The sequence below is a fragment of the Corynebacterium sp. HMSC27B11 genome (assembly GCF_001815985.1).
GTDB lineage: Bacteria > Actinomycetota > Actinomycetes > Mycobacteriales > Mycobacteriaceae > Corynebacterium.
The window spans coordinates 1-21,818 of record NZ_KV823561.1 but is presented as its reverse complement, the minus strand read 5'-3'; the positions used below and the strand labels follow the sequence as shown (position 1 = coordinate 21,818).

Sequence of the window (21,818 nt, the reverse complement as noted above, 5' to 3'; positions counted from 1 at the left end):
ATCCCGCCCCGCCGCAGCAGGGGTCGGCGGCAATGGAAAGGGAGGCTCGAGTGGACACAGGTGCCCGCCAGCACAACCTCTTCGACCTTACGCAGGACTTCGACAAGCTCTTCGACGCCGTGGAGCAGGACTGGCAAGAGCAGGCGCTGTGCGCCCAGACGGACCCGGAGGCCTTCTTTCCGGAGAAGGGTGGCTCCACCCGCGAAGCCAAGCGGATCTGCATGGCCTGCGGGGTGCGCGATGAGTGCCTCGAGTACGCCCTCGCTAATGACGAGCGTTTCGGCATCTGGGGTGGCCTCTCCGAGCGCGAGCGGCGCAAGCTGAAGAAGCGCCTCGGCTAACAGTCCGGACGACACCCCGGCCGCTATGGCCGGACTGCACGAGTGACCTCACGCGCCCTGAACGGGACCGCGTGAGTTTTTCTTTTCCCTGTGGCTTTCCTCGGCGTTCCCGCGCAGTGGCCGACTAGCGATCCCAGTCGAAGCGCGGGTCGATGATCTCCGGGCCGACGTTCAGGTAATGCGCGACCAACCGGGTCACGATATAGCGGAGCATGTCCGCCCGCTCCTCTTTGCTGCGCGCCCGCATCTCCACGGGGCGGCGGAATACGATCAGCCGGGGGCGGGTGGGGGAACCGCTGGAATCCACGCCCGCGGGGATCAGCCGCCCCAGCGGCACCTTGCCGTCGGCGACGACATCTGAGGGCCACTGCGTGTAGCCGTGTTGCAGGCGCATGCGGGGCACTAGGTCCACCGCCAGATCCAGGGAGACGAGCTGATCGTCGAAGCGGTCGAGGATCCGCTCGTAGGCATCCAGCACCGCCTGATCGAAGTCCTCAGAGCGGGTCCGGTAGCGCGGCAGATCCGGCAGCAAAATGCCGCGCGGGCCGCGCCCCCGGGGGTCGTTCCTCACTCTGCGGATGTGACTCATGGATATTGAGCCTACGCGGTCGGCGGCCTCGCGCCCCGCGGCGCGCGGGCAGATGTGAAAGCTGGTGAATCTGGCTAAGATGTTCCGCGTGACTGTACACCGAAATTGCTCCCGCCCCGGCTGCCAGCGCCCGGCCGCGGCGACGTTGGAGTTTAATTACGCGGATCAGATCGCCATCATCGGACCGCTGCAGCCGGCCGGCAATCCCCACCGCTGGGATCTCTGCGAGGATCACGTGGAACGCACGTCCGTCCCGCAGGGGTGGCGCCTCGTCCGCAAGACTGAGGACGCGACCCCGCCACCGGCGCTCGGCGGCACGAGCACCATCGGAGCCGCCGACGGCCACGCGGCGGACGACGAGGCTGATGAGGAGGAGCTCCTCGCCCTCGCCGAGGCGGTGCAGCAGGCCTACGAGGAGTCCGGCGAGCTGCCGAACGACCCGGGCCCGCGGCTGGTGCGCCGAGAGGAGATCCCGCTGCCCACCGGCCACCACCCGGCCCGCGGCAACCTGCCGAGCAGCCGCCCCCGCCGCCACCTGCGTGCGGTGCAGGAAAACGACTAGAATCTGACCCAGAACCAACGCCGACCCCGCCCGACCGTCCAGCCTGCGCTGGGCAGCATTGCAATCAGGAGAAAATATGGCACAGCAGTCCGCTCAGCGCGATATCGACGCCGTGAACGCCGTCATCAAGGCCTACGACGTCCGGGGCGTGGTCGGCGACCAGGAGGGTCAGATCAACGAGGGCTTCGTCCGCGACGTCGGGGCCTCCTTCGCCCGCCTCATGCGCGCAGAGGGAGCGAAGAGCGTGGTCGTTGGCCACGACATGCGCGATAGCTCCCCGGGCCTGGCCGCCGCTTTCATCGAGGGCGTGACCGCCCAGGGGTTGGACGCCGTGAACCTCGGCCTGACCAGCACCGACGAGCTCTACTACGCGGCGGGCGTGGGGGAGTGCCCGGGCGCGATGTTCACCGCCTCCCACAACCCGGCCCAGTACAACGGCATCAAGCTCTGCCGTGCCGGTGCCAAGCCGGTCGGCCAGGGCACGGGTCTGGAGCGCATCGTGGAGGAGCTCGTCGCTGGCGTTCCCGCGTATGACGGCGAGCCGGGGACGTCCTCCGAGAAGGACGTTCTCGACGGCTACGCGGACTACCTGCTCTCCCTGGTCCCGATGGACATCCGTCCGCTGAAGGTTGCGGTGGACGCCGGTAACGGCATGGGTGGGCTGACCGTCCCTGCCGTGTTCGGCAAGCTGCCGGTGGAACTGAAGGACCTCTACTTCGAGCTGGACGGCAACTTCCCGAACCACGAGGCCAACCCGCTGGAGCCGAAGAACCTGGTGGACCTGCAGAAGTTCACCGTGGACAACGGCTGCGACCTGGGTATCGCCTTCGATGGCGACGCCGACCGTTGCTTCATCGTCGACGAGAACGGGGATGCGGTTAGCCCGTCCACGGTCTGCGCGATGATCGCCGAGCGCTACCTGGGACAGAATCCGGGGGCGACGATCATCCACAACCTCATCACCTCGAAGTCCGTCCCGGAGATCGTCTCCGAGCTGGGTGGTACCCCGGTGCGCACTCGCGTGGGCCACTCCTTCATCAAGGCGAAGATGGCCGAGACGGGCGCGGTCTTCGGTGGCGAGCACTCCGCTCACTACTACTTCTCGGACTTCTTCAACGCGGACTCCGGCATGCTGGCCGCGCTGCACGTGCTCGCTACCCTCGGCGCGCAGGATAAGCCGCTCTCCGAGCTGAAGGGCAAGTACGAGCGCTACATCGCCTCCGGCGAGATCAACTCCGAGGTCGCGGATCAGGCTGCCAGTACCAAGGCGGTCGTGGCGGCCTTCGCGGATCGCACGGAGAACAGCGACGACATGGACGGCGTGACCGTCGAGCTGACCGGCGGCGCATGGTTCAACGTGCGCGCGTCGAACACCGAGCCACTGCTGCGCCTGAACGCCGAGGCGGCGACCCAGGAAGAGGTGGACGCGATCGTCGAGGAGGCTCTGCGTCACATCCGCGGCTAGCTGCGGGAACTCCGCGGGCACGCCCCGCGGATTACCGCCGGCGGGCGGGTGAGAGGCTAGAATAGCCGGCTAGTTGAATGGCCGACCCCGCGGCGGTAAGCGGTCGACGAGCGTTGAAGGCTGAGGAAAGTGTATCTACTGAAGGGCAACATCCACTCTTTCGAGTGGGGCTCCACTGAACTCCTTGCGGGAGTCATGGGGCGCCCTTCGCCGACCCCGGAACGCGAGGCGGAAGCGTGGTTTGGCGCACACCCGGGCGGTCCCAGCGAAATTCTTGCGGGCCCGGCTGGTGCAGGATCGGGGCTGCCCCACGACCTGGCCGAGGCTATTAGTCAGGATCCGGCGGGCCAGCTGGGACCGGACCTGGCTGAGCTGCCCTTCCTGGTGAAGCTGCTGGCCGCCGATAAGGCGCTGAGCATCCAGGCGCACCCCTCCAAGGCGCAGGCCGAGGCCGGGTTCGCCGCGGAGAATGCCGCCGGGCTGCCCGCGGGCGATCCGACGCGTAATTACCAGGATAAGAACCATAAACCGGAGCTGCTCGTCGCGCTGACGGAGTTCCACGCGCTCGCTGGCTTCCGGCCAGTGGCGCAGACCGTGGAGCTGCTGCGCGAACTGGACGTGCCGGAGCTGGCCCCGCAGTGCGAGGCGCTCGCGGCCACCCTGCCGGGGGCGGAAGGTAGTGCGGCTCGGGTCACCGAGTCGGCTGCCCTGCGCGAGGTGCTGGGCGAGTGGCTGAGCCTCTCGCCCGCCGATGCTGAGAAGCGCGTCGCCGCCCTGCTTCAGCGCTGCGAACCGCTATGCGGAGAACCGGGGGTCCTGGGGGAGGCAGCCCGCACGGTGGTGGAGCTGCAGCGTGATTACCCTTCCGACCCGGGCATCCTGGTCGCCCTGCTGCTCAATCGCGTGTCTCTGCGCCCCGGGGAGGCGGTGTTCCTTGCCGCAGGCCAGCTGCACGCCTATCTGAAGGGCATGGGCGTGGAGGTCATGGCGAACTCCAATAACGTGCTGCGCGGTGGCCTGACCGCCAAGCACATGGATGTCGCCGAGCTGCTTAATATTTTGGACGCCTCGCCGCTCGCCGAGCCGCGCTGCGAGGTTTTCGCTGACGGCGACCAGGCGACGGCTGAGTACCGCACCCCGGTGGCGGACTTTCGGGTGCGCACACTGCGACCAGGGGCCAGCATGGTGGTCGAGGAGCCAGCGGTGGTTCTGGCCGCTGGCGGTGAGTTGACGGTGACGTCAGCGACGCAGGAGCTGCCCGTCGCCTCCGGTTCCGCGGTGTGGGTGGGAGCTGCCGACGGCCGCGTGTCCGTTACTGCTCGCGGTGAGGGGACTCGGGAATCTGAGTTCGACGCCACGGGCTTTATCGTGACCGTGGGGGATGCCGCCGCGCTCGACTAGCCTCGCTGCGACGGTGTCATGTAGTCCCGTGGGCGAATTGCTCTGGCTACGGGGTATCGCTCGACATGCGCGGGGAAGGGGTCTGCCCCGGTGCTTTAGCGCCCTGGGCGGGGCTTCGGCTCGGGGGTTGGGGTCGCCTCAGGCTGCGGAGAGTCCTGCTTGCCTGCTTCCGCACCGTCCGTTTTGGTGCCCTTATCCGGCTTCGTGGATGGGGCGGGCGTGCCGCCCTGGCCGCTGTCGCTCGAGCCTGTATTCGGTTGATCGGGCTGCTGACCCGGGTCGGCCTCGCCGGCACCCGGTGTCGTGGTCGTGCCGTCCTGCACACCTGGCTTCCCTGGCTTCGGTGTCGTTGGATTGGACGGCTTCGGGTCGCCCTTCGACGGTGGCTTCCCAGGAACCCCGGGCAGCTTGGTCGGCCACTCAGAGGGCAGGGGTGGGAGGTTCATGTCCGGCATCTGCGGCTGCTTCGGCAGCTTCTGCGGGGACGTGCCGCTGGGCTCTGCGTCCTCCACGATCGTCTGCTGTGGGGAGGGCGCCTGGTAGCCGCCCCGCCAGGTGTCCGGCGGCAGGAGCGGGTCGTTGCCCAGCGGGGCGAGGTTGCCGCCACGGGCGAGCGCGTCGATCTTCTCGGTCGGGTCCGTAGGGGTCCCGTTGCCATTCATGCCCTCGCCCTGCTCCGGCGCGGGGGAGGACGTGGATCGGGTGGCCTTCGAGCTGGTGTTCGTGGCGGTGGACCGGGAGGCCTGATCGCTGGCGAGCTCGCTCGTTGCCGAGGTGTTCGTCTCGTCCGGGCCGGCCGCGGTGTTGGACACTGCTGAATTCCAGGTCCAGACGGTGATGCCCACAGCGAGTGTCAAACCGGCAGCGGCGAAGCTGAGGATGCCCTTGGAGCCGGAGCGCGGCTCGTCCGTGTTAGTCACGGCACTGTCCTCCTTTGCCTGCTTGTGCTGCGCGTGATGATGCGGAGCGCCGATCGACGTCTTTTATAACGTTTTCATCACGCTATCTGATCTTGGCAGCTCACGCCACCCCCAACGCGAGATTATTTCCCTCCGCCCCACGCCCAGGGCGGCACCGTGACGGGTGGGGCGGCTAGACTTGGGCGAGTTAAAGCATTCGGAAACCCAAGGAGAGTATTCGACCATGGCAACCCTGACTCCAGACAGCATCGGAGACCTCGAGTTCAAGATTCGTGACCTCAGCCTCGCTGAGTCCGGCCGCCACCAGATCCGCCTGGCGGAACACGAGATGCCGGGCCTGATGGAGTTGCGCCGCGAGTACGCCGACGAGCAGCCCCTGGCCGGCGCTCGCATCGCCGGTTCCATCCACATGACGGTCCAGACCGCCGTCCTCATCGAGACCCTCACCGCCCTTGGTGCGGAGGTTCGCTGGGCTTCCTGCAACATCTTCTCCACGCAGGACGAGGCCGCCGCGGCCGTCGTCGTCGGCTCCGGAACCCCGGAGCAGCCTGCGGGCGTGCCCGTCTTCGCCTGGAAGGGCGAGTCCCTGGCCGAGTACTGGTGGTGCCTCGAGCAGATCTTCACCTGGGGCACCGACGCCAACGGTGAGGCCATCTACCCGAACATGATCCTGGACGACGGCGGCGACGCCACCATGGCCGTCATCAAGGGCAAGGAGTTCGAGCAGGCCGGCCTGGTGCCGGAGCCGGGCGAGGGCGACTCCGATGAATACGGCGAGTTCCTGGGCATGCTGAACCGCGTCTTCCAGCGCGATAACACCTTCTGGACCAACAACGCCGAGCAGATCAAGGGTGTCACCGAGGAGACCACCACCGGCGTGCACCGCCTGTACCACTTCGCCGAGCAGGGCACCCTCCCGTTCCCGGCGATGAACGTCAACGACGCGGTCACCAAGTCCAAGTTCGATAACAAGTACGGCACCCGCCACAGCCTCCTGGACGGCATCAACCGCGCCACCGACATGCTCGTCGGCGGCAAGTCCGTCCTGGTCTGCGGCTACGGCGACGTCGGCAAGGGCTGCGCCGAGGCTTTCGCTGGTCAGGGCGCGCGCGTCGTCGTCACCGAGGCAGACCCGATCAACGCGCTGCAAGCGCTGATGGACGGCTTCCCGGTCGTCACCGTGGACGAGGCCATCGGTGCAGCAGACATCGTCATCACCGCGACGGGCAACCTGGGCATCATCACCTTCGAGCAGATGCAGAAGATGAAGGACCACGCCGTCCTGGGTAACATCGGCCACTTCGACAACGAGATCGACATGGCCAGCCTCCTGCATCGCGACGACGTCACGCGCGTGAACATCAAGCCGCAGGTCGACGAGTTCAGCTTCCCGAACGCCGAGGGCGAGCAGATCAGCATCATCGTCCTCTCCGAGGGGCGCCTGCTGAACCTGGGTAACGCGACCGGCCACCCGTCCTTCGTCATGTCCACCTCCTTCGCGGACCAGACCATCGCGCAGATCGAGCTGTTTAAGAACACCGATCAGTACAGCAACGAGGTCTACCGCCTGCCGAAGATCCTGGACGAGAAGGTCGCCCGCATCCACGTCGAGGCGCTCGGCGGCACGCTGACGAAGCTGACCAAGGAGCAGGCGGAGTACATCGGCGTGGACGTCGAGGGTCCGTACAAGCCGGAGCACTACCGCTACTAAAGGCACGTCCCCGCCCGTTGCTGGGGCGGGGAACGGTAGGAAAGTAGAGACCGAGAAGAACCCATGATCATCGCTTTTGAGGGCATCGACGGCGCCGGGAAGAACACCCTGGTCACCGCGCTGGAGGCCGAGCTACTCGCCCGGGAGCTGCCCGTCGCGCGGGTGAGCTTCCCCCGCTACGAGGACTCCGTGCACGCCCAGCTCGCGCAGCGGGCACTGACCGGGAAGATGGGAGACCTCATCGACTCGGTCCACGGCATGGCCACCCTCTTCGCGCTGGACCGCGCGGAGGTCGCCGAGCCGCTCGAGGACCTGGATGCCGATGGCTACATCGTGCTGATGGACCGTTTCGTGGCCTCCAACGCGGCGTACTCCGCTGCCCGGCTGGCTGGCGATGCGGCCGACGGCGAGGAGCCTGCGGAGCTTGCCGAGCACCCGGTGGTTGAGTGGGTTCGCAGCCTGGAGATCGATGACCTGGGCTCCCCGGTGCCGGACCTGCAGGTGCTGGTGGACGCCAGCGCGGAGGTCGCCGGCGAGCGGGCGAAGTCCCGGGAGCAGCAGGATGCCGCGCGCACCCGCGATGCCTACGAGTCCGACGGCGGGTTGCAGCAGCGCACCCTTGAGGCCTACCGCAGCTTGGCTGCCGCCGAGTGGCTGGGCCCGTGGCAGGTCGTGGCCTCGGAGGCCGGGGGAGTGGCCGAGCGGGCCAGCCAGCTGGCCGACCGGATTGAGGCTGGGTACCGGGAGCTGGACTCCTAAACCCGGCGGGCGTGTCTGCCCGGCATAGTACAAAGAACTAAAGACTTTAAACTCAAGAAAAGCGAAGGAAGCACTGCGCTCATGACAGCCAAGATTCTGGTGGTCGACGACGATCCGGCGATCTCGGAGATGCTCACCATCGTGCTGCAGAACGAAGGTTTCGACACGGTCGTGGTCGGCGACGGCAACGACGCCGTTACCGCAGCCCGGGAGCACGATCCCGACCTGATCCTGCTGGACGTCATGCTGCCCGGAATGAGCGGGATCGACGTCTGCCGCACGGTGCGCGAGTTCTCCACGGTGCCGATCGTGATGCTCACCGCCCGCACGGACACGGTGGACGTCGTGCTCGGGCTGGAGTCCGGCGCGGATGATTACATCACCAAGCCCTTCAAGCCGAAGGAGCTCATCGCCCGCGTGCGCGCTCGCCTGCGTCGTAGCCCGGAGGAGGCCACTGAGTCCACCACCATTCGCGTGGGAGAGGTGGAGATCGACACGGCTGGCCACGAGGTCACCCGGGGCGGGGAGGTCATTAACCTGACCCCCATCGAGTTCGACCTGCTGACCACCCTGGCCTCTCGGCCGGGGCAGGTGTTCAGCCGCGAGGAGCTGCTGGAGAAGGTCTGGGGCTACCGCAAGTCCGGCGACACCCGCCTGGTGAACGTGCACGTCCAGCGCCTGCGCTCCAAGGTGGAGCGCGACCCGGATGACCCGCAGGTGGTGCTGACCGTCCGCGGTATCGGCTACAAGTCGGGCGAGTAGCTTATGCCCAACCCCGTCCCGCCGAATGGTCCGGCTGAGCCCGACGCGCTGACTGATACCGAGTCGCGCCGCTCGGCCGGCTCGCCAGTGCGCGCTGACGGGGTTGGCTCGGCGCTGACCGCGGGCGTGGACCGCGTAGCGCAGCCGGGGGAAAGTGCCTCTCCGGCAGCGTCTGCTGGGGAGGGCGAGCCACGGGCAGAGGCTGCTGGGGCCGGGGCGTCCTCGGAGCTGGACATCGCGCCGGAGTCGGGGCCGGAAAGGCCCACGTGGCGTTCCGCGCTGCGTCACCCCGCCGCTACGGCGAAAAGCCTGTGGTACCGCCTGCTGTTCAAGTGGCGCACCTCGATCCAGGTGCGAGTGATTGGCTCGGTCTTCCTCTCCTCGGTGCTGGTCATTCTGGCGCTGGGCTTCGTGCTCATCAGCTTTTTGAACCAGCAGCTGCTGAATGCGAAGTACTCCTCGGCCACCGAGGAGATCCACCGAGCACGTGCCACGGTGGAGGAACAGATCGCCGCCACGGATACCTCGAACCCGCTGCCCGTGCGGCTCAGTGCAGCTAGGGCAGTGCTGGCGGACTCCGGCTCCACCGCGAAGGCCAATTCCGCGGTCTACGAGCCGGTGCTGATGGCGAGCTCTTCCGCTGGCGACGAGGTCCGGGTGCCGCAGGAAGCGGTGATCCCGACGAAGCTGCGCAACTTCGTGCAGCAGGGGCAGGTTTCCTACCAGTACACGACGATGACGGAGGGCACGGAGACCTTCAAGGCCCTGGTCATCGGCACACCCGTGGCCAGCGATGTGTCTGGCATCGAGCTGTACCTGGTGATGCCGCTGGACGCGGAGGAAAACACCTTGAACCTGATGCGAGGCCTGCTGCTGGCGGGAGCGATCGTGCTGCTGGTTCTGCTGGTGGTCATCGCGTGGGTTTTCGCCCAGCAGCTGACCGTCCCGGTGCGTTCCGCATCCCGCATTGCGGAGCGCTTCGCGGCCGGTCACTTGCGCGAGCGCATGGTCGTGGATGGCCAAGACGAGGTCGCGCGCCTATCCATTTCTTTCAACGAGATGGCCGAGTCGCTGTCTGCGCAGATCCGCAACCTGGAGGAGTTTGGCTCCCTGCAGCGCCAGTTCACCTCGGATGTCTCCCACGAGCTGCGCACGCCGCTGACGACCGTGCGCATGGCCGCGGACCTCATCAACGACAACGCGGAGAACCTCGACCCGTTGACCGCGCGTGCAGCGGAGCTGATGGACAAAGAGCTCGATCGTTTCGAGATGCTGTTGGGCGACCTGCTGGAAATCTCGCGCCACGACGCGGGCCAGGCGAACCTCTCGGCGGAGAAGATCGATATGCGCGGTGTGGTCCACTCCGCGCTGGCGCAGGTCCGTGGCCTTGCCGAGGACCTGGGCGTGGAGTTCCACCTGGATCTACCGGAGGAGCCAGTGACCGCGGAGGTGGACTCCCGCCGCGTGGAGCGCATCCTGCGCAACCTGTTGGCCAACGCGGTGGACCACTCCGAGGGGCACCCGGTGGAGGTTGCCTTGGCGGCCACGGAACGCAACGTGGCGATCACCGTCACGGACCACGGGGTTGGCCTGAATCCGGGCGAGGAGGAGATGGTGTTCAACCGCTTCTGGCGCTCGGACCCATCCCGCGAGCGCCGGACTGGCGGCACGGGCCTTGGCCTGGCGATCGCCAGGGAAGACGCCAAGCTGCACGGCGGTGTGCTGGACGCCATCGGCGAGCCCGGGGTGGGCTCCTGCTTCCGGCTGACCGTGCCGCGCAAGGCGGGCTCGAAGGCCGGGACCTCGCCACTGCCGCTGGCCGTCCCAGCGGTGGTCGAGCACGATACCGAGGACGTCCAGACCGATGGCGTCCAGGATGCCGAGCCCCAGGACGCCCAGATCCAGGACGATGAGCGCCAGTCCGAGGGAGTAGGGGCAGCTGGAGCCCAGGCCAATGCGGAGAATGAGGTTCAGCCTGTCGACAACGCGGCGGAACACCGTGACGAGCACACCGCGGGCCGCGCGTCCGGCGGTTCCGGCGGTGAAGAGGGCCCGCGGCCGGAAGGGGAGGACTCGTGAGGAAGCTCAAACTGATCGGCACCACGCTGGTGGCCTGCGGTACTCTCGTGGCCACCGGATGCACCACCTTGCCGGGCGATTCCGCACCGGAGGTGATCAGTTCCTACTCGCCCATGCCGGACGTGGAGGACGTCGTCGAACCGAAGGACAACCAGCCCTCGGACCTGCTGCTGCGCGACTTCTTCGCGGCGAGTGCCCACCCGGTCAGCGACTACGCGGCGGCCCGGAAGTTCCTCACTACCGAGCGGGCGGATCAGTGGCACCCGGAGCGTAAAACGAAGGTGCTGGACCGCGTGTTCATCAACTCTGATGGCGCGGTGCGTGACGGCAAGATCACCTACCGGGTGCGCGGCAACGTGCTGGGTACGCTCTCCCCGGGCGGGGTATTCACCCCGGAGTTCACGGGCTATGAAACCACCTACGAGATGGTGCAGGAGCGGGGCCAGTGGCGGATTTCCAACCTGCGTGACGCGGTGGTGCTGGATCGCGCGGACTTCTTCTCCGCCTACGAGGCCCGGGACCTGTACTTCGTGAACCCGCGCGGCTCGATGCTCGTACCCGACCGGCGCTGGGTATACACCCGCCAGCAGTCCATCGGGGCCTCGATGGTTTCTCTGCTGAACAATGGCCCGAACCCGCTGCTGGGCGACGCGGTGAACTCGCTGATCCCGCCGATGGCGACGGTGCGAACCCAGCGGACCGGGGAGGGTGAGTTTGAGGTCGAGTTCACCGGCCTGACCGGGCTAAATCCGGAGGCTCGCCGGCTGCTGGGTGCCCAGGTGGTGTGGACGTTGGCAGGTGCGGACGTGCGCGGCCCGTACCGGCTGATCGCTGACGGCACCCTGCTATCCGAGGAGGTCGGGGAGACGTGGCGGGTCAATGACGTCTCCGAGTTCGACCCACGAGCCAGCGCTGCGGGGACGCTGCGCGCGGTCTCCGGTGGCCAGGTTCGTGAGCTCAGCGAGTCCAATGCCGATGCCGTCGCGATGGGAGGCTGGTTGGCGTCGAACTACATCGAGTCTTTGGCAGTCTCCTCCCAGGAGAACATGTTCGCCGCCGTCGCGGGGATGGGAGAAAGACCGCGCCGCCTGCTGGTCGGCAAGTCGGAGGGGGCGCCCCAGGAGCTGTTGGAGTCGAAGTCCCTGACCCGCCCGACGTGGAGCGGCGACGCCCACGCCCTGTACACGGTGGCCGATGGGCAGGAAATCAAGCGCTTCGTGCGCTCGGTCCGTACCGGAAACCTCGTGGAGGAGCCGGTGGATGCCGAATCGGTGGAGCGCCTGGGGCCGGACGCGCGGATCAGCATGTTCCGGGTCTCCCGCGACGGCGTGCGCGCCGCCCTGCTGATCGACGGCAAGGTGTACGTCGCGGTGCTGCACGACCGGGAGCGGGGCGGGGTGCGCCTGGGCAAGCTGGAGGAGATCGGCTATCAGCTGGGGGACACGGCTGTTTCCGTGGGCTGGCAGCACGACGGCACGCTGCTGGTGGGCACCCGCGCCAACGACGCCCCGGTGTGGCACCTGGCAGTGGACGGGTCGATGGCTCGGCAGGAGTCCGCGCGCAACATCGCGGCCCCGGTGGTGGCGGTGGCGTCCACGGGACAGGCGATCTACGCCACGGACGATCGGGCGCTGGTGATGCTGAACCGGGATGATCCCGACCCGAAGTACTGGCGCGAGGTGCCGGGGCTGGTGGGGCAGCGGGCGATCCCGGTGGTCGCCCACTAGCGTTGCGCGATTGCGGGGGAGGCGCTCGAGCACTTCCCGCAAGAAATGCCGATCCCGGGGACCCCGGGGCGGCGCCGGGGTAAAACAAGGGGAGTACGGGGACATAAGGGGGGCTCTACGTGTCAGCTGGGGGCTGGATCGAGACGGCAGCGGACCTGCTGTTGCGTAACGACTGCATGTGCTGCGGCCGGGTCGCGGAACGGGCCAGCCGGGCAGGCGGCCTGGCCGGGGCAGCGCTGTGTGCGGACTGCGCCCTCGAGCTCACGGTGGCTCCGCAGCGGATCGACCCGCAGGTGCCGAGCGTCCCGGTGTTCGCCTGCGGACCCTATGGCGGGGCGCACCGGGCGATCGTTCTCGCGGCCAAGGACCACATGCGAGCACCCGCCACGAAGGTGATCGGCCGGGTGTGGGCCGGGGCGGTGGAGTACCTCGCGGCCGGGGGAGAGCTCCCGCACCCCGGGCTGTGCCCGGTTGCGCTCGTCCCCGCGCCTACGCGCCGGGCGGCGGCGAAGACCCGGGGTGGGGACATCGTCACGGGGGCCGCCCGCGAGTTGGCGCGCGCACTTCCTGGGGCGCAGGTGGTGGCCATCGCCGAGCTGGACGACCGCGCCCCGGACGCAGTGGGGTTGAGCAGGCTGCAGCGGCGGGTCTCCCTGGCGGAGAACCTGCGGCTGCGCCGAGGTGGCGTCCGAAAACTAGCGGAATTCAGCCGTTTAGGAGGGGAGGTGCTGATCGTGGATGACGTCTGCACGACCGGGGCGACGATCGCCCAGCTGGCACTGGCTCTGGCGGCCCGAGGCGTGCCCGTCCGGGCGGCGCTGACCGCCTGCCACGCATAGCCGGAAAAGCTCCACCAGAGGCTTGAAAATCCGCTGCAGCCGGGGTGGCGGATCGGTATAGTTGCGGGTGAAGCATTCGTTACCAGCCAGCGGCAAATCCGCCGCTGGTCTGAAGCGAAAGAACCAGGAGGGTGAGCATGTCGACCGACAACAAGAAGGCTGATTTCCAGGCTGAGGAGCAGGCTGTGCCGAACGCTCAGGTCGAGATCACCGGTCGTAATGTCACGGTGCCAGAGCACTTCGCGGAGCGCGTCAACACGAAGTTGGCCAAGATCGAGCGCCTGGACCCGACCCTGACGTACTTCCACGTGGAGCTCAAGCACGAGAACAACCCACGCCGCGCGGATGAGTCCGACCGCATCCAGATCACCGCGTCCGGCAAGGGCCACATCGCCCGCGCCGAGGCGAAGGAGGACTCCTTCTACGCCGCACTCGAGGTTGCGCTGGCCCGCATGGAGCGCTCCCTGCGCAAGGTGAAGGTGCGCCGCAAGACCCCGAAGTCCGGCCACCGCGCGCCGGTCGGCATGGGCGAGGCAACCGCAGCCCTGGTCGAGGAGGCAAAACCGCACCAGGAGGAGAAGCCGGGCAAGTACGACGTCGACCCGTACGAGGATCAGTTCCAGCCGGGTCAGGTCGTCCGTTCCAAGACTCACTCCGCGAAGCCGATGAGCGTCGACGAGGCGCTCAGCGAGATGGAGCTGGTGGGCCACGACTTCTACCTCTTCGTTAACGAGGAGAACTCGCAGCCTTCCGTGGTGTACCGCCGCCACGCTTTCGACTACGGCCTCATCACGCTGAAGCCGGAAAACAACTAGCGGATAACTCCTGAACTCGGGGTGGCCACGAAGCCTAGAGCCGTGTGGCCGCCCCGAGTTTTTATGTGTTGCCGTCAGCCCCATCCAACAGAGTAGAATGATGGGCTGATCATGCGTCGAAGCTAGACAACGAACGTACGAGACGTAGAAAACGTAGAAAAGGACGAGCAGGTCGTGCTAGGACTATCCAAGATTTTGCGCTGGGGCGAGGGTCGTGCCGTCAAGCGGCTCGACAAGATTGCCGATCAGGTTCTCGAGCTAGAGGACGAGTACTCGGCACTCAGCGACGAGGATCTCCGGGCGAAGACGGATGAGTTCAAGAAGCGTCTCGAGGACGGCGAGAAGCTCGATGACATCCTGCTCGAGGCCTTCGCTACCGCCCGTGAGGCCTCCTGGCGCGTGCTCGGCCAGAAGCACTACAAGGTGCAGGTCATGGGCGGTGCCGCGCTGCACTTCGGCTACGTGGCGGAGATGAAGACCGGTGAGGGTAAGACCCTGACCTGTGTGCTTCCCGCTTACCTCAACGCCCTCGAGGGCAAGGGTGTGCACGTCGTCACCGTGAACGACTACCTGGCGAAGCGTGACTCCGAGTGGATGGGCCGTGTCCACCACTTCCTGGGGCTGAGCACCAACGTGATCCTCTCCGAGAAGCGTCCGGCGGAGCGTCGCGAGGCTTATAACGCGGACATCACCTACGGCACGAACAACGAGTTCGGCTTCGACTACCTGCGCGACAACATGGCGCACTCCCTCGACGACCTGGTGCAGCGTGGCCACCACTACGCCATCGTCGACGAGATCGACTCCATTCTTATCGACGAGGCCCGCACCCCACTGATCATTTCCGGTCCGGTGGAGGGCTCCTCCCAGTGGTTCACCGCGTTCGCGCGCATCGCGCCGCGCCTGACCCGCGACATCCACTACGAGGTCGACGAGCGGAAGAAGACCATCGGCGTGAAGGAGGAGGGCGTCGAGTTCGTCGAAAATCAGCTCGGCATCGATAACCTCTACGCCCCGGAGCACTCCCAGCTGGTCAGCTACCTGAACAACGCCATCAAGGCCAAGGAGCTGTTCATCCGGGATAAGGACTACATCGTCCGCGACGGCGAGGTCATGATCGTCGACGAGTTCACCGGCCGCATCCTGGACGGGCGCCGCTACAACGAGGGCATCCACCAGGCCATCGAGGCCAAGGAGAACGTGGAGATCAAGAACGAGAACCAGACTCTCGCGACGATCACCCTGCAGAACTACTTCCGCCTCTACGACAAGCTGTCCGGCATGACCGGTACCGCGGAGACCGAGGCGGCGGAGCTGAAGCAGACCTACAAGCTGGATGTGGCCCCGATCCCGACGAACCGCGAGAACCAGCGCGTCGACAACGTGGACCTGATCTACAAGACGCAGGAGGCGAAGTTTGAGGCAGCTGCCGAGGACATCGCCGAGCGCGTGGAGAAGGGCCAGCCGGTGCTGGTCGGTACCACCTCCGTGGAGCGTTCCGAGTACCTGTCGAAGCTGCTGCAGCGACGCGGCATTAAGCACAACGTGCTGAACGCGAAGTACCACGAGCAGGAGGCGGAGATCGTCGCCCGCGCTGGTCTGCCGGGTGCGGTGACCGTCGCGACGAACATGGCCGGCCGCGGTACGGACATCGTGCTGGGCGGTAACCCGGACATCATTGCCGACCAGGATCTGCGTGAGCGCGGTTTCGACCCGGTGGAGGACCCGGAGGCCTACCAGGAGGCCTGGGATGAGGAGATCATCAAGGCCCGCGAGAGGTCCAAGAAGCAGGCTGAGGAGGTCCGCGAGGCCGGTGGCCTCTACGTGCTGGGCACGGAGCGCCACGAGTCCCGCCGCATCGATAACCAGCTGCGTGGCCGTTCCGCGCGTCAGGGTGACCCGGGCGAGACCCGTTTCTACCTCTCCATGCGCGACGACCTGATCACCCGCTTCGTGGGCCAGTCGATGGAGGCGATGATGACTCGCCTGAACATCCCGGATCACGAGGCGATCGACTCGAAGATGGTCACCAACGCCATCAAGGGTGCGCAGTCCCAGGTGGAGGCCGCGAACCTCGAGATGCGTAAGAACGTCCTGAAGTACGACGAGGTCATGAACGAGCAGCGCAAGGTGATCTACGCCGAGCGTCGCCAGATCCTCGAGGGCGAGGACGTGCAGCGTCAGATCCGCGGGATGCTCGAGGACACGATCACCGCGTACGTCACCGCGGCGACCGCCGAGGGCTACGTGGAGGACTGGGACCTGGACGAGCTGTGGCAGGCGCTGGGTTCCCTGTACGGCCCGACGATGAGCTACGAGTCCCTGATCTCCGGCAGCGAGTACGGCAAGCCGGGCGAGCTGAACTCCTCCCAGCTGCTGGAGGCCGTTCTGGCGGACGCGAACGCGCAGTACGACAAGCTGGAGGACGCGGTCATCGAGATGGGTGGCGAGGAGCAGATGCGCGGCATGGAGCGCGGCGTGCTGCTGAACGTCGTGGACCAGAAGTGGCGCGAGCACCTCTACGAGATGGACTACCTCAAGGAGGGCATCGGCCTGCGCGCGATGGCGCAGCGCGACCCGCTGGTGGAGTACCAGCGCGAGGGTGGCGACATGTTCAACCGCATGAAGGAGGGCATCCGCGAGGAGACGATCCGTCAGCTCTTCCTGGTGCGCACCCAGCTCGCCCAGGCGGGAGCCTTCCAGGTGGAGGACCCGGCAGAGAGCGACGGCGATGAGAACGCCAAGCCGGAGCACACCATCGGCGGCTAGTCAGGCAACGGCTAGGTTGGCCGCCCGGGTCGGCGGTCGGCTGGTCGGCGGCTAGCTAGTCGGCAGCCAGCTAGATCAGGTGGATGTGTTCCACCCGCCACAGGCCGGCACGGAGCTCGCCCCGCGAACGTTGCGGGGAACGGGTACCGTGTCGGCCTTCGCCGTCGTCGAGGAAGCCCGCGATGGCGCGCACGCGACCGTCGTAGAACGCGGAGGCGGAGAAGCGGATCTGCCCGAAGCGGGTTTTCTGGGCGTGGACCCGCAGCAGCCGGGCACCACCCGTGGCCGGGCTGCTCGCGCGGCGCAGGTCCTCGATGACGGCCGGGGAGTAGGGGCCGCGCCGCAGGCTCATCGGGGCGCGGCGGCCTTCCCTCGCCTCCAACCACAGGACGATCCAGCGGCTCAGCGTCGCTAGGTCCACGGTGTTCTGCGGTGTGCTCTGCGCAGCGGCCGGCGGGGCGCTCTCGATTGCCGCCGGCGCTTGTGCGGTGAGGAAGCGCGCGGCTGGCCCCTCCGCCTGCAGCCCCGCAGGGATGCGCAGGAAGTTATATCCCGGCTTCGGTACGGACGCCAGCGGCGGGATCTTCTTCGGCTTCTTCGCAGGCAGCCTCTCTCCGCTGAGCTGCACCCCGCCACCATGCCGCTCACCTCGAGTGGTGTCACCTCGCGCGGCCACTTGTGACGCACTGGTCTCAGCCCCGCGGCTAGCCGCTTTAGTCAGTGTTGGGCTCGTCATCTTTCCCCCTTGTCCCCACGCTGCCTCCCGCGCATCCCCCCGATGCGCGCAGCCTGTGCGCCCCAGCGTAGCCGAGTGCTGCGCGCCGGTAGTGGAAAATGGCAGAATATAGGGCATGCGAGGACTAGTTGTTGACCATAATGGTGTGCTCGATGGAGCCGAAGAAGACCGCCGCCGCTGGCGCAAGCTGCTGAGCGCTGTCCGCGAGGAGGGACTGGCCGTGGCCATCGTCTCCAACGCGCCGGATGACGCCTCCTCTGACCCGATCCGTCAGTGGGAGAAGGACGGCTACGTGGACACCGTCGTCCTCTCCGGCGAGGTCGGCGTCGAGAAGCCGGACGAGAAGATCTTCCAGGAGGTCGCGAACCGCCTGGAGCTGCCCGTGAACGACCTGGTGCTGGTGGATGATTCCATCATCAACGTCAAGGGCGCGGTGGAGGCCGGCATGATCGGCGTGTACTACCAGCAGTTCGACCGGATGATCGTCGAGGTGCAGAACATCTTCGAGCTGGAGGGTGAGTTCTAGGATGCGCGTTTTCATCCCGGCGACCCACTCGATGCTCGCGGATTTCGCCCGCGACCAGGTGCTTCCGATCCGTTCCGGGGCGGTGTTCGGGCTGACGCAGGCGGTGCGCGATTTCTACACCTCCGGGGATGACGAGGAGCTGGAGTACACGGCCTTCCTGGATGCCGCGCGTGCGTCGTTGCGGCTGCTGGCGACGGAGGACGCCTCCGGTGCGGAGGAGGCCTTCCCGAACCGTCGCGTCGTCTTGGCTGCGGATATTCCGGACGCCAACCTCACCGCCGATCCGACTGGCGGGGATTCCGTGCTGCGTGTGGACCCTGCTCAGCTGGAACTGACGCAGCTGCGCGCGATCCACACCGATGACGAGGATGCGGAAGCGGCCACGAAGCGGGCCAAGGAGTGCATCGATGATGCGGATCTGGGGGATGAGGACGCGGAACTCGCGCTGGGGGACTGTGAAGATAACCTCATGAGCTGGTACGACAGCAAGGAGCTGGGGATGCTCGTCGACCTGATGTAGCGGGAGGCTACTGGAAGGTACGGGAGCTACTGAAGCTACGCGGCAAGCCACAGCCCGCGTGCGCCGCCAATTCGGCGGCCCGCGCGGGCTTATTTGTGTCTATGGCCTTGCCTGGGACTGGCCTATGTGGCTATTCCGTCTCGAAGGGGAGCTCCCACTCGTTGTTGCTGCGCAGCGCGGTCAGCAGGCGGCGTACCGCGGCGGCCCGGCGCCCGGAGGCGCCCTCCAGGGTGTCGAGCGCGCACTCCGGGTCCGCTGGCGGGCCCAGGTGCGTGCAGCCGCGGGGGCAGTCCTGCACGACTTCCCGGAGGTCGTCGAAGACCTGCACCACGGTGTCCGGGTCCACGTGGGCCAGCCCGAAGCTGCGGATGCCGGGGGTGTCGATGATCCAGCCGCCACCGGGAAGGGGCAGGGCGACGGATTGGGTGGAGGTGTGGCGGCCCTTGCCGACTCCGGAGACGTCCCCGGTTTCCCGGTCGGCGTCCGGAACCAGCCGGTTGACCATCGTGGACTTACCCACGCCGGAGTGACCGATCAGGGCGGAGACCTCGCCGGTGATGACCTCGGTGAGCTCGGCCAGCTCGTTGCTGGTGCCGGTGTAGTGCACGGGCACGTCCAGTTCCCGGAATTCGGCGGCGAAGGCCTCCGGGTCTTCCAGGTCGGTCTTCGTCAGGCACAGCACGGGCTGCAGGCCACCGACGAAGGCGGCGATCAGCGCGCGCTCCACGAACCCGGCCCGCGGTGGTGGGTCGGCGACGGCGGTGACGATCAGCAGGTTCTTCGCATTCGCGACGACGATGCGCTCGTAGGGGTCGGTGTCGTCCGCGGTGCGGCGCAGCACGGTGTCGCGCTCGGCCTGGCGGACGATGCGGGCCAGCGTGTCCTTCCGCCCGGAGGTATCGCCCACCACGCCGACGCGGTCGCCGACGACGATGGGGGTGCGCCCCATCTCCCGGGCGAGCATGCAGGTGACCTCCACGCCGGTCTCATCGAGAACCACGCCCCAGCGGCCGCGGTCGCGGGAGATCACCATGCCCCACTTGGCGTCCTTGTGCTTGGGGCGTTGTTTGGTGCGGGGCCGCGATCCCCGGCGGTTGGGGCGCACGCGGACGTCGGACTCATCCCACTGGTAGCGTGCCATCGCTTAGGCCTCCCCGGTGCCGCTGGCAGCGGTGGTGTCGGTGCCGTCCAGCATCTGGGCCCACATGTGTTCGAAGCCGGGCATGGTCTTGGCGGTGGTGGCGATGTCCTCGACTTCCACGCCGGGGACCAGCAGGCCGATGATGGCGCCGGCAGTGGCCATCCGGTGGTCGGCGTAGGAGCGCCAGCGGGCCCCGGCCAGGGGGACGGGGGTGATGTGCAGGCCGTCTTCGGTTTCGGCGACGTTCCCACCGAGCGCGTTGATCTCCGCGGCGAGGGCGTGGAGGCGGTCGGTTTCGTGCCCGCGCAGGTGCGCGATGCCCCGCAGGCGGGTCTCGGTGGTGGCCAGGGCGGCCAGGGCCGCGACGGTGGGGGTGAGCTCACCGATGTCGCCCATGTCCCAGTCCACCCCCTGCAGGGGGCCGGTGGCGCTGGCGGTCAGGGTGCCGCCTGCCAGGGTGACGGTCGCGCCCATGGCTTCGAGGATGGGGCGGATCTGGTCGCCTGGTTGGGTGGTGGTGGCAGGCCAGTGCGGGATGCTCACCGCGCCCTTGGTCAGCGCGCCCGCGGCGAGGAAGGGCGTGGCGTTGGAGAGGTCCGGTTCGATCACCCAGTCCACGGCCTTGATGGGGCCGGGGTGGACCGTCCAGGTCGGGTTGCCGGTGGTGTCCTCTGTGCCTGTTTCGACGACGACGCTCGCCTGGGCGAGCATGTCGATTGTCATGTCGATGTGGGGCTTGCTGGGCACGGAGGCGCCGGTGTGGACGATGCGCACGCCGTCGGCGAAGCGGGCGCTGACCAGCAGCAGCCCGGAGACGAACTGGCTGGAGCCGGAGGCGTCGATGCGGACCTCGCCGCCGGCTGGGGCAGCGTCGCCCGTGGTGGGGAGGACGGTGAAGGGCAGGGTGCTGGTCTCCGCTTTGGGCTCGGTGGCGTCCGTGCCCGCGCCGATCCCGGCGCCGAGGCCGCGAATGGAATCCAGGGTTTGGTCCATGGGGCGGCGGCGGGCCTGGGGGTCGCCGTCGAAGCTGACAGGCGCGGTGGCCAGTGCCGCGATGGGCGGGACGAAGCGCATGACGGTGCCCGCAAGGCCGCAGTCGATGTGCCCGCCGGTGAACTGGGTGGGCGGGGTGATGCGCACGGTGGCGGCAGCACCCTCGGAGCTCAAGACCTCGACACCCACCCCGAGGGTGCGCAGCGCGTCGAGCATGAGGTTCGTATCGCGGCTGATGAGGGTGTTGGTGATGGTGGCCGGCCCGTCGGCGAGCGCTGCGAGGACGAGCGCGCGGTTGGTGATGGACTTGGAACCGGGAACGGGCACCGTCGCGGTGACGGGGCCGCGTGCGGTGGGGGCGGGCCAGGCGGGGTGGGTGCTAGTCGACATGGCTCTAGTCTCTCATCTTTTGGGGATAATGGGTCCCATGTGTGGCCGTTATGTCCTTTACAGCACGCCCGAGCAGCTCGTGGACGCCGTGCGGCGCCGGACCGAGCAGCAGCGGGTCGCGATGGTCGGGGAGGGGCCACGGGAGAACTACAACATCGCGCCCACCCACACGGTGCCGGTGCTGCGGCCGTTCCGCGGGGTGCCGACGCTCGGGCCGGCGGTGTGGGGCTACCCGCCGAAGACGGTCTTCAACGCGCGCGGGGAGACGGCTTTCGACAAGCCGACCTTCGCGGGCTCGGAGCCGTGCGTGTTCGTCATGGACGGTTGGTACGAATGGACCGCCGATAAAAACCCCGCGCCGGGGGACCGGCGGAAGCAGCCGTGGTTCACGCATGCGGGTGGGGAGCCGATCTTCATTGCCGGGCTGTGTAAGGCCGTGGATGGGGTGGTGTACGCGACGATGGTGACCACGGCGGCCACCCCGGAGCTGGAGTGGCTGCATCACCGGATGCCGCGGGTGCTGGTGCCGGGCGAGGGGAGTGGCGCCGATGGCGGCGTGACTCGCGGGGACGGCGCGGCCGATGAGGTGCGCCTCTGGCTCGAAGGTGACGAGGCGACGTTGCGCGCGATGGCTGCGGCACCTCCTCAGCACGGTTTGGGTGGCCTGGTGAGCGAGAAGGCGGATAAGGCGGTCGGCAATGTGGCTAATAATGGGCCGCATTTGATTGGCCGATAGTTCGACGCGCGGGGGGAAGGTGTGTTGAGGGGTGGGG

The 21,818-nt window shown here is 67.5% G+C and carries 20 protein-coding genes; 15 read left to right on the top strand and 5 right to left on the bottom strand.

Annotated features, from left to right (window positions below; all coding sequences use genetic code 11):
* The first annotated feature begins 32 nt into the window (after nt 1-32).
* Nucleotides 33-341, top strand: coding sequence for a WhiB family transcriptional regulator (locus HMPREF3097_RS05525; protein ID WP_012359725.1), 309 nt, complete (start codon nt 33-35; stop codon nt 339-341).
* 124 nt (nt 342-465) lie between these two features.
* Here HMPREF3097_RS05525 and HMPREF3097_RS05520 read toward each other — a convergent pair whose 3' ends face one another.
* Complete coding sequence (locus tag HMPREF3097_RS05520) at nt 466-930, bottom strand: metallopeptidase family protein (RefSeq protein WP_070758275.1); 465 nt, start codon at nt 928-930, stop codon at nt 466-468.
* A gap of 79 nt (nt 931-1,009) precedes the next feature.
* Between HMPREF3097_RS05520 and HMPREF3097_RS05515 the strand changes: the two genes are divergently transcribed.
* The 3 genes from HMPREF3097_RS05515 to manA all read left to right on the top strand — a co-directional run bounded on the left by HMPREF3097_RS05515 (nt 1,010) and on the right by manA (nt 4,358).
* The gene (locus HMPREF3097_RS05515) at nt 1,010-1,492 is read left to right on the top strand and encodes a DUF3499 family protein (RefSeq protein ID WP_070761551.1); all 483 of its coding nucleotides are present in this window, start codon (nt 1,010-1,012) and stop codon (nt 1,490-1,492) included.
* A 76-nt stretch (nt 1,493-1,568) separates the two neighbouring features.
* A complete protein-coding gene (locus tag HMPREF3097_RS05510; RefSeq protein ID WP_070761499.1) occupies nt 1,569-2,957 on the top strand; it encodes a phosphomannomutase/phosphoglucomutase in 1,389 nt (462 codons plus the stop codon).
* A gap of 129 nt (nt 2,958-3,086) precedes the next feature.
* Complete coding sequence (gene manA, locus HMPREF3097_RS05505; RefSeq protein ID WP_070761497.1) at nt 3,087-4,358, top strand: mannose-6-phosphate isomerase, class I; 1,272 nt, start codon at nt 3,087-3,089, stop codon at nt 4,356-4,358.
* Between the two features lie 95 nt (nt 4,359-4,453).
* Here the strand turns inward: manA and HMPREF3097_RS05500 are convergent, their stop codons facing one another.
* A complete protein-coding gene (locus HMPREF3097_RS05500) occupies nt 4,454-5,278 on the bottom strand; it encodes a hypothetical protein (protein ID WP_070761494.1) in 825 nt (274 codons plus the stop codon).
* A gap of 223 nt (nt 5,279-5,501) precedes the next feature.
* Here HMPREF3097_RS05500 and ahcY point away from each other — a divergent pair, with 223 nt between their 5' ends.
* The 8 genes from ahcY to secA all read left to right on the top strand — a co-directional run bounded on the left by ahcY (nt 5,502) and on the right by secA (nt 16,739).
* Complete coding sequence (gene ahcY, locus HMPREF3097_RS05495; RefSeq protein ID WP_070761492.1) at nt 5,502-6,989, top strand: adenosylhomocysteinase; 1,488 nt, start codon at nt 5,502-5,504, stop codon at nt 6,987-6,989.
* Between the two features lie 63 nt (nt 6,990-7,052).
* Nucleotides 7,053-7,748, top strand: coding sequence for a dTMP kinase (locus HMPREF3097_RS05490; RefSeq protein ID WP_070761491.1), 696 nt, complete (start codon nt 7,053-7,055; stop codon nt 7,746-7,748).
* Between the two features lie 81 nt (nt 7,749-7,829).
* Nucleotides 7,830-8,510, top strand: a complete 681-nt coding sequence (mtrA, locus tag HMPREF3097_RS05485) for an MtrAB system response regulator MtrA (RefSeq protein ID WP_070761489.1) — start codon at nt 7,830-7,832, stop codon at nt 8,508-8,510.
* A gap of 3 nt (nt 8,511-8,513) precedes the next feature.
* Nucleotides 8,514-10,589 carry an MtrAB system histidine kinase MtrB gene (mtrB, locus tag HMPREF3097_RS05480; RefSeq protein ID WP_070761487.1) on the top strand — a complete coding sequence of 692 codons (2,076 nt, stop codon included), beginning with the start codon at nt 8,514-8,516 and terminating at the stop codon, nt 10,587-10,589.
* Nucleotides 10,586-12,316, top strand: a complete 1,731-nt coding sequence (gene lpqB / locus HMPREF3097_RS05475; RefSeq protein WP_070761485.1) for an MtrAB system accessory lipoprotein LpqB — start codon at nt 10,586-10,588, stop codon at nt 12,314-12,316. Before mtrB ends, lpqB begins: the two co-directional genes overlap by 4 nt.
* Nucleotides 12,317-12,435: 119 nt before the next feature.
* Complete coding sequence (locus HMPREF3097_RS05470) at nt 12,436-13,155, top strand: ComF family protein (RefSeq protein ID WP_070761484.1); 720 nt, start codon at nt 12,436-12,438, stop codon at nt 13,153-13,155.
* A 137-nt stretch (nt 13,156-13,292) separates the two neighbouring features.
* Nucleotides 13,293-13,970 (top strand): ribosome hibernation-promoting factor, HPF/YfiA family, encoded by a 678-nt coding sequence (gene hpf / locus HMPREF3097_RS05465; RefSeq protein ID WP_012359737.1) that lies wholly within the window; start codon nt 13,293-13,295, stop codon nt 13,968-13,970.
* Between the two features lie 174 nt (nt 13,971-14,144).
* Nucleotides 14,145-16,739: a preprotein translocase subunit SecA gene (gene secA, locus HMPREF3097_RS05460; RefSeq protein WP_070761482.1), complete on the top strand. Its 2,595-nt coding sequence runs from the start codon at nt 14,145-14,147 to the stop codon at nt 16,737-16,739.
* 70 nt (nt 16,740-16,809) lie between these two features.
* Here secA and HMPREF3097_RS05455 read toward each other — a convergent pair whose 3' ends face one another.
* Complete coding sequence (locus tag HMPREF3097_RS05455) at nt 16,810-17,367, bottom strand: hypothetical protein (protein ID WP_070761480.1); 558 nt, start codon at nt 17,365-17,367, stop codon at nt 16,810-16,812.
* Between the two features lie 223 nt (nt 17,368-17,590).
* On the opposite strand from HMPREF3097_RS05455, the gene HMPREF3097_RS05450 reads away from it, so the two are divergent.
* Both HMPREF3097_RS05450 and HMPREF3097_RS05445 read left to right on the top strand, forming a co-directional pair.
* Nucleotides 17,591-18,001 carry an HAD family hydrolase gene (locus HMPREF3097_RS05450; RefSeq protein ID WP_070761479.1) on the top strand — a complete coding sequence of 137 codons (411 nt, stop codon included), beginning with the start codon at nt 17,591-17,593 and terminating at the stop codon, nt 17,999-18,001.
* 1 nt (nt 18,002) lies between these two features.
* Nucleotides 18,003-18,521 carry a DUF6912 family protein gene (locus tag HMPREF3097_RS05445; protein WP_070761477.1) on the top strand — a complete coding sequence of 173 codons (519 nt, stop codon included), beginning with the start codon at nt 18,003-18,005 and terminating at the stop codon, nt 18,519-18,521.
* Nucleotides 18,522-18,651: 130 nt separating this feature from the next.
* On the opposite strand, the gene rsgA is transcribed toward HMPREF3097_RS05445, so the two are convergent.
* Both rsgA and aroA read right to left on the bottom strand, forming a co-directional pair.
* Nucleotides 18,652-19,662 (bottom strand): ribosome small subunit-dependent GTPase A, encoded by a 1,011-nt coding sequence (rsgA, locus tag HMPREF3097_RS05440; RefSeq protein ID WP_070761475.1) that lies wholly within the window; start codon nt 19,660-19,662, stop codon nt 18,652-18,654.
* Nucleotides 19,663-19,665: 3 nt separating this feature from the next.
* Nucleotides 19,666-21,045: a 3-phosphoshikimate 1-carboxyvinyltransferase gene (aroA, locus tag HMPREF3097_RS05435; RefSeq protein ID WP_070761473.1), complete on the bottom strand. Its 1,380-nt coding sequence runs from the start codon at nt 21,043-21,045 to the stop codon at nt 19,666-19,668.
* A gap of 37 nt (nt 21,046-21,082) precedes the next feature.
* Between aroA and HMPREF3097_RS05430 the strand changes: the two genes are divergently transcribed.
* Nucleotides 21,083-21,781: an SOS response-associated peptidase gene (locus HMPREF3097_RS05430; protein ID WP_070761471.1), complete on the top strand. Its 699-nt coding sequence runs from the start codon at nt 21,083-21,085 to the stop codon at nt 21,779-21,781.
* Nucleotides 21,782-21,818: the final 37 nt, after the last annotated feature.